Raw genomic sequence first — 14,671 nt, forward strand, 5'->3', positions numbered from 1 at the left:
ACCCGAATAAACCCAATAATTAGGAGCCCCGTCTCATGTCTAAACCAGCCTATAAGCGCGTCCTCCTCAAATTGTCCGGCGAAGCCCTGATGGGCGACGATGCCTACGGCATCAATCGCGCCACGATCGAACGGACGGTGGCCGATGTGGCCGAGGTCGCGAAACTGGGCGTGGAATTGGCGATCGTCATTGGCGGCGGCAATATCTTCCGAGGCGTAGCGCCCGGTGCGCAGGGCATGGACCGCGCCACCGCCGACTACATGGGCATGCTGGCCACCGTCATGAACGCGCTGGCCCTGGCTGACGCCATGCGCCACGTTGGCATCACCGCGCGCGTGATGTCGGCGATCGGCATCGAGCAGGTAGTCGAGCCGTACGTGCGCCCGAAAGCGCTGCAATACCTGGAAGAAGGCAAGGTCGTGGTGTTCGCGGCCGGTACCGGCAACCCGTTCTTCACCACCGACACCGCAGCGGCGCTGCGTGGCTCGGAAGTGAGCGCGGAAATCGTGCTGAAGGCCACCAAGGTCGACGGCGTGTACACTGCCGATCCGAAGAAAGACCCGAACGCCACGCTGTATAGCTCGATCAGCTTCGATGAAGCGATCGCCAAGCACCTGCAGGTCATGGACGCCACCGCCTTTGCGCTGTGCCGCGACCAGAAACTGCCGATCAAAGTGTTCTCCATCACCAAGCCAGGCGCGCTGATGCGCGTGATCATGGGCGAGGATGAAGGTACACTGGTTCACGTTTAATTTTCAAGATAACAGGAGAGCAGCAATGTCCGTAGCTGACGTTAAAAAGAGTGCGCAAGACCGCATGGTCAAATCGCTGGAAACCCTGCGTGGCGACCTCGCCAAAGTGCGTACCGGCCGTGCCCACGTAGGTATTCTGGATTCCGTGATGGTCGATTACTACGGTAATCCAACCGCGCTGAACCAGGTAGCCAACCTGACCCTGGTCGATGCCCGTACCATCGGTGTGCAGCCGTTCGAGAAGAAAATGGCCGCCACCATTGAGAAAGCCATCCGCGACGCCGATCTGGGTCTGAACCCAGCGGCACAAGGCGATATGATTCGCGTGCCGACCCCGGCACTGACCGAAGAGCGCCGCAAGGAAATGGTCAAGCTGGTCAAGAGCGAAGGCGAAGATGCAAAAGTCGCTGTACGCAACATCCGTCGTGACGCCAATGAAGGCCTAAAAAAGCTGGTGAAAGACAAGGCCATCTCGGAAGACGACGAGCGCCGCGGCACCGACGACATCCAGAAGCTGACCGACAAGGCCATCGTCGATATCGACAAGATGCTGGCCGAGAAAGAAAAAGAAGTTCTGACGGTGTAAAAAACACGGACGCCCGCACGGCAACGCCTGCCGTGCGGGCGTCTTGTATTTTTGTCTCACACCTGCAATACTTTATACTTTGGCACCGAAGTTTTCATGAAATATACGAGTTCGACTACCGAGGTTCCAGACGCACCTGCCGTGCCACGCCATGTGGCGATCATCATGGACGGCAATGGCCGCTGGGCCACCAAGCGCTTCCTGCCGCGCGTTGGCGGACACGTCAAAGGCGTGGATGCCGTGCGCACCGTGGTCGAGTCCTGCGCCCGCCGCGGCGTTGAATACCTCACCCTGTTTGCCTTCAGTTCGGAAAACTGGCGCCGCCCGGAAGAGGAAGTGTCCCTCCTGATGCGCTTGTTCGTGACCGCACTCGAACGCGAAGTCTCCAAGCTGCATGCCAATAATATCCGTCTGCGCGTGGTGGGTGACCTGACCCGCGCCGACGAAAAACTGCAAAGCATGATCGCCGCTGCCGAGCGCAAGACCGCCGCCAACACCCGCATGACCCTGACCGTATGCTTCAACTATGGCGGCCGCTGGGACGTGATGCAGGCGGTCGGCCAGATGGTCAAAGCCCATCCCGGCCTGACCGACTTCACCGAAGAGCAATTGGCGCCGCACCTGGCCATGGCCTACGCGCCCGAGCCGGACCTGTTCATCCGCACCGGCGGCGAGCAGCGCATTTCCAATTTCCTGTTATGGCAGCTCGCCTACACTGAGCTGTTCTTCACCGACACCTACTGGCCGGACTTTTCCGCCGCGTGTCTCGATGAGGCAATCGCCTCCTACCAGCACCGCGAGCGGCGATTCGGCCGCACCGGCGCACAACTGGCTGAAAAGACAAACTGATGCTGAAAACGAGGATTATTACCGCTGTGGTCTTGCTGGCGGTGCTGCTGCCGGTCCTGTTCTTCAACTATTTCCCCGCGTTTGCCCTGGTGGTGACGCTGTTTGTCGGCGCCGCCGTGTGGGAGGGCGCACGCCTGTTCGGCCTCGCTGAGAGCAAGGCTCGCGTGGCCGGTTTCGTCGGCGGCGCGCTGTTCGTCGGCTTGATGGTCACCGCTAAACCGGGTTCGGTCAACGCGCTGTACGGCGTAGCTGCGCTGCTGTGGATCATCCGCTATGCGCCGACGCTGGGCCTCGGCCTGCCGCAACTGGGCGGCGCGGCCAACTGGTCGCTGGCGATTACCTTTACCTTTGCCGTGTTCGCGTGCTTCTTTGCGATTGTCGGCCTGTACCTGCATTCGCCGCTGTTCCTGCTGTCGGTGATGGTGCTGGTGTGGATTGCCGATATCGGCGCTTACTTCTCGGGCAAGGCTTTCGGCAAACGCAAGCTGGCGCCGACTATTTCGCCGGGCAAGTCGTGGGAGGGCGCGATTGGCGGCGCGATTGCGGTGCTGGCGATTGCTTCGGTGTCGGTGGTGCTGGCTGATGGCTCCGCACCTTGGCTGCAAGACACCTTCGCGTACAAGCTGCACGCCCGCTTCGGCTGGGGTCTGACCCTGTTAATTCTGCTGGTGATCGTGATGTTCTCCGTCATCGGCGACCTGTTTGAATCCGCGCTCAAGCGCCGTATCGGCTTCAAGGACAGCAGCAATCTGCTGCCTGGCCACGGCGGTGTACTGGACCGCGTGGACGCCCTGATCCCAGTGCTGCCGATGGCCGCACTGGTCACGTCCTGGATCTGAAAGAGTCATCATGCAACGTATTACCGTTTTAGGCGCTACCGGATCGATCGGCGTCTCCACGCTGGATGTGGTGGCGCGCCACCCGGACCGTTATTCCGTCTACGCCTTGTCGGCACATAGCCGCGTGGAGGAACTGGCGGCGCAGTGCGTGCAGTTCCGTCCTGCGCGCGCGGTGGTCGGCACCGCCGCAGCTGCCGACCGTCTGGCTGCGCTGCTGCGCGCGGCCGGCGTGAAGACCGAAGTAGAGTGGGGCGAGCAGGCGTTGAGTGCCATCGCCAGCGCATCGGAAGTCGATAGCGTGATGGCCGCCATTGTCGGTGCAGCGGGTCTGGCGCCAACGCTGGCCGCAGCGCGCGCTGGTAAAAAAATCCTGTTGGCGAACAAGGAAGCGCTGGTCATGTCCGGCCAGCTGTTCATGGACGCGGTACAGGAATCGGGCGCAGTGCTGCTGCCGATCGACTCCGAACACAACGCCATCTTCCAATCGATGCCGCAGTTTGGCGGCCGTGTGCCAGCGGTGCGCGACGCCGCCGCCGGCGTGGCCAAGATTCTGCTGACCGCATCGGGCGGCCCATTCCTGACGCGCGACGTCGCCACGCTGGACGCGGTGACGCCGGAGCAGGCCTGCAAGCACCCGAATTGGTCGATGGGCCGCAAGATCTCGGTCGATTCGGCCACCATGATGAACAAGGGCCTGGAAGTAATCGAGGCCCACTGGCTGTTCGGCGCACCTGCTGAGCAAATCGAAGTAGTGATCCACCCGCAGTCGGTAATTCATTCGATGGTGTCCTACGTTGACGGCTCGGTGCTGGCGCAGCTGGGCAACCCTGACATGCGTACGCCGATCGCCCACGCTCTGGCCTACCCGGAGCGCATCACCTCCGGCGTGGCACAGCTGGACCTGACGCAAATCGCCACGCTGCAGTTTGAGAAGCCGGACTTCAACCGCTTCCCATGCCTGGCGCTGGCCTTCGATGCGCTGCGCGCAGGCGGCACCGCGCCGGCCTTGCTGAACGCGGCCAACGAGGTGGCGGTACAAGCCTTCCTCGATTTGAAAATCGGCTTCCGCCAGATCGACCGCGTGATCGCCCAAGTGGTGGACGCGCTGCCGCACGGCGCCGCCCACAGTATCGAAGCGGTGATGGCGCAAGACGCCGCCGCCCGCGCCGCCGCTGAAACCATTATCGCCGGACTGGCAAAATGAACTTTCTCCAAACCGTGCTGGCGTTTGTGGTCTGCCTCGGCTCCCTGGTGGTCTTCCACGAATTGGGGCACTACCTGGTGGCCCGCTGGTGCGGGGTGAAGGTGCTGCGCTTCTCGGTCGGCATGGGCAAGGTGGTCTGGTCGCGCCGTTTCGGGCCCGATCAGACGGAATGGGCCCTCTCGGCACTGCCGTTGGGTGGCTACGTCAAAATGCTGGACGCGCGCGAGGGTGAGCTTACCGGCCTGTCGGAAGCAGACCTGAAGCGTGAGTTCACGCGCCAGAACGTGTGGAAGCGCATCGCCATCGTGATCGCCGGCCCGGCCGCCAACTTCCTGATCGCCATCGTACTGTTCGCGGGCCTGTTCATGCACGGCATCGAGGAGCCAAGCAGCAAAATCAGTGTGCGCTCCGCCGGTTCGGTCGCCGCGCAAGCAGGCCTGCATAGCGGCGACGTAATCACTGCCGTCAACGACCAGCCGGTGCAAGTGTGGTCGGAATTGCGCTGGCAGTTCATTCAATCCGCCATCGACAAACACGATATCCGCCTCGCCGTCGAGCGCGCAGGGCAGGGCCGTATTTCGGCCACCGTGCCGGCATCTGCGTTCACCGGCCTTGATCTTGAAGGCGACGTACCTTCCCAGTTGGGGGTGGGCGTGTCGCGTCCCGCGCCGGTGGTGCATCAGGTGATGCCGGGCAGTCCGGCCGAACGCGCCGGCCTGCGCGAGGGTGACTTGCTGATCGCCGTCGACGGCACGCCAGTCGCCGACGGTATCGCCTTCATCGACATTATCCAGGCTTCGGTCGGCAAGACCGTGCAGGTGGAGCTGAAACGCGCAGGCCAGCCGCTCGCCCTGAGCGTGGCGCCGCAGGCGGAACAAGCAAAAACCGGCAAAGGAACTGTAACAGTCGGTAAGATCGGCGCTTACGTCGCGCTGGCGCCAGATATGATCAACGTGCCATCGTCCCCCATTGCGGCCATCGGTAAAGCCGTCGGCAAAGTGTGGGATACATGTACGATGACGCTGAAAATGATCGGCAAAATGATCACCGGCGAGGCTTCGCTCAAGAACGTCACCGGCCCGATTACGATTGCCGACTATGCGGGGCAAACCGCGCGAATGGGCGCAGCAAGCTATTTAAGCTTTATCGCCTTCATTAGTATTAGTTTAGGTGTAATGAATTTGCTGCCAATTCCCGTTCTGGATGGCGGGCATTTGCTGTATTATTCGCTGGAAGTTTTAACTGGGCGTTCTGTACCGGAGCGCGTCGGAGAGATAGCGCAGCGTTTGGGCATGGGTTTATTACTGACCTTAATGCTGCTGGCGGTCTTTAACGACGTGGCCCGGTTGTTGTAGCAGTTCTCGTTGATTTAGCCATTAGACCCGATGAAATTATATTCTGACCGTATTACTTCAACTTCCTTGCGCCGTAGCCTGATCGGCGCCGCAGTCCTGGCCCTGTGCAGCGGTAGCGCACTGGCGATCGATCCTTTCGTCATCAAAGATATCCGCGTCGAAGGGATCCAGCGTACGGAAGCCGGTACGGTCTTCAGCTATCTGCCGGTCCGCGTCGGCGAAACCTTCAATGACGATAAATCCGTCACCGCCATCAAGGCACTGTATGCCACCGGTTTCTTCAAGGATGTGAAGCTGGAAAAAGACGGCCAAGTGCTGGTGGTACTGGTCGAAGAACGTCCGGCCATCGCCAAGGTGGACTTCACCGGCACCAAGGAATTTGAAAAAGATACGCTGGTCAAAGCGCTGAAAGACATCGGCGTGGGCGAAGCCAAGATTTTCGATAAAGCCTCGGTCGACCGCGCGGAACAAGAGCTGAAGCGCCAGTACCTGTCGCACGGCCTGTATGGCGTGAAAGTCATTACCACCGTTACTCCGATCGAGCGTAACCGCGTCAATATCACCTTCGCGGTGGACGAGGGCGACGTCGCCAAGATCAAAGAGATTAATATCGTCGGCAACAAGGTATTCAGCGACAAGGAGCTGAAAGACCAGTTGGCGCTGAATACGGGCGGCTGGTTCTCGTGGTACACCAAGGCTAACCAGTATTCCAAGACCAAGCTGACCGGCGATATCGAATCGCTCAAGTCCTTCTACCTGAATCGCGGCTACATCGAGATGAATATCGAGTCGACCCAAGTGTCGATCACGCCGGATAAGAAGGACATCTACATCACCGTCAACATCACCGAGGGCGAGAAGTATTCGGTCTCGGATATCAAGTTTGAAGGCGAGACCTTCGGCCGCGAAGATGAGCTGCGCCAGCTGGTGCTGCTGAAAAAAGGCGCGACCTATTCGGGCGAGCTGCTGACCGCCACCAACAAGCTGATTTCGGACCGCCTGGGCACCTTCGGCTATGCTTTTGCCAACGTCAACGCCAATCCGGATATCGACCGCGAGAAGCGCCAGGTGGCCTTCACCTTCTTCATCGATCCGGGCAAGCGCGCGTATGTGCGCCACATGAATATCGCTGGCAACACCAGCACCCGCGACGAAGTTATCCGCCGCGAGTTCCGCCAGTTCGAATCGTCGTGGTACGACGCCAATAAGATCAAACTGTCGCGCGACCGCGTTGACCGTCTGGGTTACTTCAAGGACGTGACCATCGACACACCGGAAGCGCAGGGCACTTCCGACCAGGTGGACGTCAACCTGACCGTGACCGAAAAACCGACCGGTAACTTCCAGATCGGCGGCGCGTTCTCGCAGTCGGAGAAATTCTCGTTCCAGGCCGCGATCCAGCAGGCCAACTTTGCCGGTTCGGGCACCACGGTGGGCCTGGAGCTGAACACGTCGAAATATAGCCGCACCATTTCGTTCTCGCAGACCGACCCTTACTACACCGACGATGGCGTATCGCGCGGCTACGAGCTGTATCTGCGTACGCAGCAGCCGCCGGCGGCCAACATCGGCTACTACACCATCAAGCAGCACGGTGGCCGTATCAGCTACGGCGTGCCGTTCTCGGAAGTCGACACCGTGTTCTTCGGCATTGGCCTGGAACGCTCGATGATCACCACCGATGCGACTTCGCCGACCCGCTTCCGCGAATACGTCAATACGATCAACGGCACCACCTCCGGCATCGGTACCGCGTCCACCAACGCCGTGCCGCTGACGATGGCGTGGGCGCGCGACAGCCGCGACTCGGCGCTGACGCCAACCGTTGGCCGCTACCAGCGCGCCAACCTGGAAATCGACGTGGTCGGTCAGCAGAAATACTACCGCGCGGTGTACGAACACCAGTGGTACAAACCGCTGTATCAGAAGGTCACGCTGGCACTGAAGGGCGAGATCGACTACGGTCACGGCCTGGGTAACAGCAGCTACCCTGTGTTCAAGAACTTCTACGGCGGCGGTATCGGTTCGGTGCGCGGTTACCTGAGCTCCACGCTGGGCGCAGTCGATTACACCTACGGCGATGCGCTGGGCGGTGCTTCGCGCCTGATCGGCAATGCGGAACTGCAGCTGCCGTTCCCAGGTTCGGGCCAGGACCGCAGCTTGCGCTGGTTCGGCTTCCTCGACGGCGGCCAGGTGTACCAGGAAGGCCAGAAGATGCGCGCTTCGGAGCTGCGCTATTCGACCGGCCTGGGTATCAGCTGGATTTCGCCGGTAGGTCCGCTGAAACTGAGTTATGCTAAGCCCCTGAACGCCAAGACCGGCGACCGCCTGGAGCGCTTCCAGTTCCAGATGGGTAGCGGTTTCTGATGGTTTTGGGCATTAATTTTTATCTCGGAGAAATAAGTTGAAGACTGCATCCGCAACCCTGAGCAAATATCTCGCCGTGCTTGCACTGGGCTGGTGTTCCTTGGCGCCGGTGCAGGCCCAGACCTCGGCCTCGCGCATCGCGTGGATCAGCCCTGAGCGTATCTACAATGAATCCAAACTGGCCAAGCTGGCCGAGGAAAAATTGAAGGAAGAATTCAAGGCGCGCGAAAAAGCCATGGCCGACATGGCCGGCCGCCTGAAGACTGCTTCGGAAAAACTGGACAAGGATGCGCCAACGCTGACCGAGGCGGACCGCCTGAAACGCCAGCGCGACGTGTTCGAGCTGGATAAGGAATACCAGCGCCGCCAGCGCGAGTTCCGTGAAGACGTCAGCCAGCGTACCAACGAAGAGCGTCAGGCGATTTCGGAAAAGGCCACCAAAATCATCAAGCAGCTGGCTGCGGTGGAAGGCTTTGATATCGTGTTGCAGGACGCCGTCTGGGCCAGCAACCGCATCGACATCACCGAAAAGGTGCTGGCGGCTTTGGACAAAGACAAATAAAGATTGGATCACCCGATGGGCACTCGACTAGGAGCATTGGTCGAACGCTTGGGCGGACAGTTGGTGGGCGATGCGAACCTGGAAGTAACCGGGATCGCCCCACTGACTGATGCCGGCGTTTCGCACATCAGCTTTCTCAGTAATAGCAAACTGCGCGCGCAAGCGGCGCAGAGCCAGGCGGCGGCACTCATCGTGTCGGCCGCCGATGACGCTTTTATCGCGGCCGGCTACAGCGGCGCGCGCATCGTCGTCCCGAATCCGTATGTGTATTTCGCCCGCGCGGCACAGTATTTCGAATCGCTGACGGCCATCGTGCCGGCGGCCGGCGTGCACGCCACCGCCGTGGTGGCGGACAGCGCGCAGATCGCTGCATCGGCCCATATTGGCCCGCGCGTGGTGATTGAAGACGGCGCCGTGATTGAAGATGGCGCGGTGATCAGCGCCGGCTGTTTCATCGGCCGCGAGGCGGTGATCGGCGAGGGCACCAAGCTGTTTGCCAACGTGACCTTCCAGGCCTACTGCCAGATCGGCAAGCGCGGCATCATCCACTCCGGCGCGGTGATCGGCACCGACGGTTTTGGCTTTGCCAACGAAGGTGGCGTGTACATCAAGATTCCGCAGACTGGCCGTGTGATCATCGGCGACGACGTGGATATCGGCGCCAACACCACTATCGACCGTGGCGCCTTGGCCGATACGATTATTGAAGATGGCGTGAAGCTGGACAACCAGATCCAGATCGGCCACAACTGCCATATCGGCGCGCACACGGCGATGGCCGGCTGCGTAGGCGTGGCAGGCAGCGCCAAGATCGGCAAATACTGCACCTTCGGCGGCGCCGCGATGGTGCTGGGGCATTTGACCATTGCCGATAAGGTGCACGTGGGTTCGGGCAGCATGGTATCGCGCTCGATCCTGGAACCGGGCCAGTACACCGGTTTCTACCCGCTGGCCAAGAACGCCGACTGGGAAAAATCGGCGGTCATCGTGCGCAACTTGCCGGCCATGCGCGATAAAATCCGCGCGCTGGAAAAAACCATTAAGACGAAAACAGAAGAAGACGAATCATGACCACTACCGAAAATAAGACCATGGACATCTGCGAGATCAAGTCCTACCTGCCGCACCGCTATCCGCTGCTGCTGGTTGACCGCGTGATTTCGTACGAAGAAGGCAAGACCATTACCGCCATCAAGAACGTAACCGTGAACGAAGAATTCTTCAACGGCCACTTCCCGCACAAGCCGGTCATGCCGGGCGTGCTGATGATCGAGGCGATGGCGCAAACCGCAGCCCTGCTGTCGTTCAAGACCATGAACCTGAAGCCGGATGAGAACTCGGTGGTGTACTTCGTCGGTATCGACGGTGCGCGCTTCAAGCGCCCGGTAGGTCCTGGCGATCAGCTGCGCATGGATGTCGAGATCCTGCGCAACGCGCGCGGCATCTGGAAATACAAGGCAGTCGGCACGGTCGACGGCCAGGTGGCGGTTGAAGCGGAACTGATGTGCACCATCCGTAGCGCAACCGACGCCTCGCAGCCAGCAGCAGGGCAATAATCATGGCGAAGATCCACGCCACCGCCGTCGTTGATAGCAAGGCCGAACTGCACGATAGCGTAGAAATTGGCCCGTACTCGGTGATCGGTCCTCACGTGACCATCGGCTCGGGCACCAAAGTCGGCCCGCACGTGGTCATCGAAGGCCATACCACTATTGGCAGCGACAACCAGTTCTTCCAGTTCTCGTCGATTGGCGCTGCGCCGCAGGACAAGAAGTGGAAGGGTGAGCCGACTCGCTTGACCATCGGCGACCGCAACACCATCCGCGAATTCTGCACCTTCAACACCGGCACGGTGCAGGACAAGGGCGTGACTTCGCTGGGCAACGACAACTGGATCTCGGCTTACGTCCACCTGGCGCATGACTGCGTTGTGGGTAGCAACACCATCTTCTCGAACAACGCGCAGATCGCGGGCCACGTGGAGATTGGCGACTACGTCATCATGAGCGGCTTCGCCAATGTGCACCAGTTCTGCAAGATCGGCGCGCACGCGTTTGTCGGCATGAGCACCTCGCTGACCCAGGACGTGCCGCCGTTCGTGCTGTTGAACGGTAATCCGGCTGCGGCGCATGGCGTCAATATCGAAGGCCTGAAACGCCGCGGCTTCACCCGTGAGCAGATCAACGGCATCCGCGCTGCATACAAAATCATTTACCGTTCGGGTAACACGCTGGAAGAAGCGAAGGCTTTGCTGATCGCTGAAGAAGCGGCAGTACCGGCTGACGTGGCGCTGCATATGCGTTCCATGCGCGAGTTCCTCGATACCGCGTCCCGTGGCATCGTTCGATAAATCGCTGGCGGGGCAACCCGCCATCGCCCTCGTGGCAGGCGAGCCGTCCGGCGACATGCTGGCGGCTCGTTTGCTTTCCGGCCTGCGTCCGCACTTGCCGGAAGCGCGTTTCCACGGCATCGGCGGCGACCATATGATCGCGCAGGGCTTCGAGTCGCACTGGCCGATGGACCAGTTGACTGTGCGCGGCCTGTTGCCGGTGCTGATGAAGTACCGTGAGCTGAAAGGCATCCAGAACCAGCTGCGCGACCAGCTGCTGGCTGAGCGCCCGTCGGTCTTCATTGGCGCCGACTATCCGGGCTTTAATCTCGGGCTGGAAGAGCAGCTGAAGGCGGCCGGCATCCCTACCATGCACTACATCGGCCCGCAGATCTGGGCCTGGCGCGGTGGCCGCATCAAGAAAATCATCCGCGCTGTATCGCACATGCTGGTGGTGTTCCCGTTCGAGGAAGAGATCTACACGCAGGCCGGCGTGCCGGTCAGCTATGTCGGCCATCCGCTGGCCGAGCTGATTCCGATGACGCCGGACGAAGGTGCCGCCAAGCGCGCACTGGGACTGCCGGAAGACGCCAACGTAGTCACCATCATGCCGGGCAGCCGCATGTCGGAGATCAAGTACAACACGGTAGCCTTCATGCAGGCGGCCAAGCTGCTCAAGCTGCGCGACCGGTCGCTGCGTTTCGTCGCGCCGATGGCGGGCGAACGCCAGAAGCAGTACTTCCTGCAACTGGTGGCGCAAGCGGGCTTGCAAGACATTGAGATCCAGCTGCTGGATGGCCAATCGCACACCGCGATTGCCGCCGCCGATGCGGTGATGGTGGCCTCCGGCACAGCCTCGCTGGAAGTGGCGCTGTTCAAGAAGCCGATGGTCATCGCCTACAAGATGATTGAACTGGAATGGCAAATCCTGCGCCACTTCGGCTACCAGCCGTGGATTGGCTTGCCGAATATTTTAGCGCGCGAGTTTCTGGTGCCGGAGCTGCTGCAGCACGACGCCAACCCCGAAGCGCTGGCGGAAGCCATGTGGAAGCAGCTGAGCGACGCGCCGCATCGCCTGCGCTTGGCGCAGCGTTTCACCGACATGCATCACAGCCTGCTGCGCAACAGCGCGGAGGAAAGCGCAGCCGCCGTGCTGCGAGTAATTGAAGGAAAAAAGTGAAGAACCAAACCTTAGGCCTGTTCGACGACCTGCCGCCATCGCCCGATGAAATCATCTGCGGCGTGGACGAGGCAGGACGCGGGCCGCTGGCCGGTCCGGTGTACGCGGCCGCCGTTATTCTCGATCCAATGCGGCCGATTGAAGGCTTGCGCGATTCGAAAAAACTCAACGAAGCCAAGCGCGATATGCTGGCACCGCTGATCAAGCAGTACGCGCTGGCATGGGCCATCGCCGAAGCGTCGGAAGAAGAAATCGACAAGCTGAATATTTTGCAGGCCTCCATGCTGGCCATGCGCCGCGCCGTGGAAGCCCTGAGCACCGTGCCGACGCTGGCCCTGATCGACGGCAACCGCTGTCCGGTGATGAAGGTGCAGAGCATCGCCATCGTCGGCGGCGACGACAAGGTGGAAGCCATTTCGGCTGCCTCCATCCTTGCCAAGACCGCGCGCGATGCTGCGCTGGTGACGCTGCACGCGCAGTATCCGCAGTACTGCTTCGACCAGCACAAAGGCTACGGCACTGCGCTGCACCTGGCGCGCCTGCGCGAGCATGGCCCGTCGCCAGTGCATCGCCGTTCGTTCGCGCCAGTGCGCGCGCTGCTGGGAGAGGGCAAATGAAGACGATTACCTCGCGCGACAACGCGCAATACAAGGAACTGGTCAAGCTGGCCGGCAGCCAGTCGGCACGCCGCAAGGCAGGCCGCACGCTGCTAGACGGCGTCCATCTGTGCGAATCCTACTTGCAGCTGCGCGGCCTGCCGGAGCAGTGCGTGGTGAGCGAAGGCTCGCTGCAAAATCCTGAAGTGATGGACATCATCGGCAAGCTGGAAGCGCAGCGCGCCCACGTGCTGGCCTTGCCGGATGCGCTGTACAACGCTGTCAGCCAAGTCGAACATGGCGTCGGCGTGATGTTCCTGATCGATACGCCGGAGCGCGCGGTGACCGCGCCTATGAGCGTGTCGGCGGTACTGCTGGACGGCGTGCAGGATCCCGGCAACGTCGGCTCCATCCTGCGCAGCGCGGCTGCTGCGGGCATCAAGCAAGTGTATTGCAGCGCCGGCACAGCATTCTGCTGGTCGCCAAAAGTGCTGCGTGCCGCGATGGGCGCGCATTTTGTGCTCGATATTTTTGAAAATGTCGAACTCGCGGAACTGGTACGCAACGCCAAAGTCCAGACGCTGGCCACCAGCGGCTACGCCACCCAGCGCCTGTACGACGTCGATCTGCGCGTGCCGACCGCGTGGCTGTTCGGCCACGAAGGGCAGGGCGTGGCGGATGATTTGCTGTCGATGGCCACGCACCAGGTGGTGATTCCGCACCTTGGGCAGGTCGAGTCGCTGAACGTGGCTGCCTGCGCGGCAGTTTGCTTTTTCGAGCAAGTAAGGCAGAATCAGGCTTAAGAACACACCGGAGCCGTACATGGATATCGCGCAGTTGCATTTTCTGGTAGCCGAAGGAGATCAGGTTCAACGCCACGCTCTTGCGGATATCCTGGTGCATGTTGGCGTTGGCCACATCACGCAGGCGCCGGATGGCCACACGGCGCTGCGCCACTTCAATGCTGGCATTACGCCGGCGGTGGACATCGCCATCATCGACCTGGCACTGCCGGGAATGGATGCGCTGGAACTGATCCGCCGCCTCGGCGAGGCGCGCTGCAAGGCGGGCATCATCGTGGTGGGCGCGCAGACCAATGCGGTGCTGTTCTCGGTTGAGACCATGGCTGATGCTTACGGCGTGAATGTGCTGGGTGCGATCGGCAAGCCGGTGATTGGCAGCCGCTTGATGGCATTAGTCGCCAACTACCTGCAGCCTGGTGAAGGGCGTGGCGAGTTTGTGCCGGCGCCGAAGCTGTCGTTTGCCGAAGTGGGGCAGGGTTTGCAGGCGCGCGAGTTTGATCCTTTCTTCCAGCCGAAGATTGAGCTGGAGACCGGGCAGGTCAAAGGCCTGGAGATGTTTGCGCGCTGGCGGCATCCGCTGCATGGCGTGCTTGGGCCGGCGTCATTCATGCAGGCGCTGGAAGATCACCGCCGCGTGGATTTCCTCGACTGGACCATGATCGAGAAGTCAGTGGTAGCGTGCCGCACTTTGCATGATCAGGGCGTGCCGATTTCCGTGTCGATCAATGTCGACCAGACCACGCTGGCGCATCCGCAATTCATGGAGCAGATTGCGGCTTGTCTTGAGCGGCATCGCATCATGGCGGACTACATCACGTTTGAAATGACCGAGTCGTCGGTGTTGAGTACCGATCCGCATTTCCTTGAGCGATTGCTGCGCTTGAGGATGAAAGGCTTCGGCCTGGCGATCGACGATTACGGTACGGGGCGCAGCAATCTGCAACTGCTGGCGCGTATTCCGTTTTCGGAATTGAAAATAGATCGCAGCTTCGTGGACGGCGCCTCCAAGCGCGCAGCGATTGGGACCGTGCTGCGTTCTTGCCTCGGCTTGGCGCGCAGCCTCGATCGCAAATCGGTGGCGGTAGGCGTGGAGACCAAGCAGGATTGGGACTTCCTGCAAAGCCTCGGCTGCACCTACGCGCAAGGCTACTACATCGCCAAACCCATGCCCGTAGAAGATTTCCCGGGTTGGCTAGCTGATTGGCAGCACTTCTTCTGAGGCTCTACCCCACACGCTTTTGCCTCGACG

At 60.9% G+C, this 14,671-nt stretch carries 15 protein-coding genes; all 15 read left to right on the top strand.

The genetic code is table 11. The annotated features are described in order from the left end of the window. The first annotated feature begins 35 nt into the window (after window positions 1–35). The 15 genes from pyrH (at window position 36) to GTP46_RS07930 (ending at window position 14,641) form a co-directional block, all read left to right on the top strand. Window positions 36–752: a UMP kinase gene (pyrH, locus tag GTP46_RS07860; RefSeq protein WP_161006062.1), complete on the top strand. Its 717-nt coding sequence runs from the start codon at window positions 36–38 to the stop codon at window positions 750–752. Window positions 753–777: 25 nt separating this feature from the next. Continuing rightward, window positions 778–1,338 (top strand): ribosome recycling factor, encoded by a 561-nt coding sequence (frr, locus tag GTP46_RS07865; RefSeq protein ID WP_161006063.1) that lies wholly within the window; start codon window positions 778–780, stop codon window positions 1,336–1,338. Between the two features lie 96 nt (window positions 1,339–1,434). Next, the gene (uppS, locus tag GTP46_RS07870; RefSeq protein WP_161006064.1) at window positions 1,435–2,187 is read left to right on the top strand and encodes a polyprenyl diphosphate synthase; all 753 of its coding nucleotides are present in this window, start codon (window positions 1,435–1,437) and stop codon (window positions 2,185–2,187) included. Then, the gene (locus GTP46_RS07875; RefSeq protein ID WP_161006065.1) at window positions 2,187–3,026 is read left to right on the top strand and encodes a phosphatidate cytidylyltransferase; all 840 of its coding nucleotides are present in this window, start codon (window positions 2,187–2,189) and stop codon (window positions 3,024–3,026) included. Before uppS ends, GTP46_RS07875 begins: the two co-directional genes overlap by 1 nt. A 10-nt stretch (window positions 3,027–3,036) precedes the next feature. Next, entirely contained in the window at window positions 3,037–4,230 is a 1,194-nt protein-coding gene (ispC, locus tag GTP46_RS07880; protein ID WP_161006066.1) for a 1-deoxy-D-xylulose-5-phosphate reductoisomerase, read from the top strand. Next, entirely contained in the window at window positions 4,227–5,585 is a 1,359-nt protein-coding gene (gene rseP, locus GTP46_RS07885) for an RIP metalloprotease RseP (RefSeq protein WP_161006067.1), read from the top strand. The genes ispC and rseP overlap by 4 nt, the downstream gene beginning before the upstream one ends. A 30-nt stretch (window positions 5,586–5,615) precedes the next feature. Further along, entirely contained in the window at window positions 5,616–7,952 is a 2,337-nt protein-coding gene (gene bamA, locus GTP46_RS07890) for an outer membrane protein assembly factor BamA (RefSeq protein WP_161006068.1), read from the top strand. A 37-nt stretch (window positions 7,953–7,989) separates the two neighbouring features. Next, on the top strand, window positions 7,990–8,514 hold the full coding sequence (locus GTP46_RS07895; protein ID WP_161006069.1) for an OmpH/Skp family outer membrane protein: 525 nt from the start codon (window positions 7,990–7,992) through the stop codon (window positions 8,512–8,514). A gap of 15 nt (window positions 8,515–8,529) precedes the next feature. Next, on the top strand, window positions 8,530–9,585 hold the full coding sequence (gene lpxD / locus GTP46_RS07900; protein ID WP_161006070.1) for a UDP-3-O-(3-hydroxymyristoyl)glucosamine N-acyltransferase: 1,056 nt from the start codon (window positions 8,530–8,532) through the stop codon (window positions 9,583–9,585). Continuing rightward, a complete protein-coding gene (gene fabZ / locus GTP46_RS07905; RefSeq protein ID WP_161006071.1) occupies window positions 9,582–10,070 on the top strand; it encodes a 3-hydroxyacyl-ACP dehydratase FabZ in 489 nt (162 codons plus the stop codon). The genes lpxD and fabZ overlap by 4 nt, the downstream gene beginning before the upstream one ends. Before the next feature lie 2 nt (window positions 10,071–10,072). Continuing rightward, window positions 10,073–10,864 carry an acyl-ACP--UDP-N-acetylglucosamine O-acyltransferase gene (lpxA, locus tag GTP46_RS07910; RefSeq protein WP_161006072.1) on the top strand — a complete coding sequence of 264 codons (792 nt, stop codon included), beginning with the start codon at window positions 10,073–10,075 and terminating at the stop codon, window positions 10,862–10,864. Next, entirely contained in the window at window positions 10,848–12,023 is a 1,176-nt protein-coding gene (gene lpxB, locus GTP46_RS07915) for a lipid-A-disaccharide synthase (RefSeq protein ID WP_371869588.1), read from the top strand. The genes lpxA and lpxB overlap by 17 nt, the downstream gene beginning before the upstream one ends. Further along, window positions 12,020–12,640, top strand: a complete 621-nt coding sequence (gene rnhB, locus GTP46_RS07920) for a ribonuclease HII (RefSeq protein WP_161006073.1) — start codon at window positions 12,020–12,022, stop codon at window positions 12,638–12,640. Before lpxB ends, rnhB begins: the two co-directional genes overlap by 4 nt. Next, window positions 12,637–13,422, top strand: a complete 786-nt coding sequence (locus tag GTP46_RS07925) for a TrmH family RNA methyltransferase (protein ID WP_161006074.1) — start codon at window positions 12,637–12,639, stop codon at window positions 13,420–13,422. Before rnhB ends, GTP46_RS07925 begins: the two co-directional genes overlap by 4 nt. Window positions 13,423–13,441: 19 nt before the next feature. Further along, the gene (locus tag GTP46_RS07930; RefSeq protein ID WP_161006075.1) at window positions 13,442–14,641 is read left to right on the top strand and encodes an EAL domain-containing response regulator; all 1,200 of its coding nucleotides are present in this window, start codon (window positions 13,442–13,444) and stop codon (window positions 14,639–14,641) included. Window positions 14,642–14,671: the final 30 nt, after the last annotated feature.

Source organism: Duganella flavida (assembly GCF_009857445.1).
Classification (GTDB): Bacteria; Pseudomonadota; Gammaproteobacteria; order Burkholderiales; family Burkholderiaceae_D; genus Rugamonas; species Rugamonas flavida.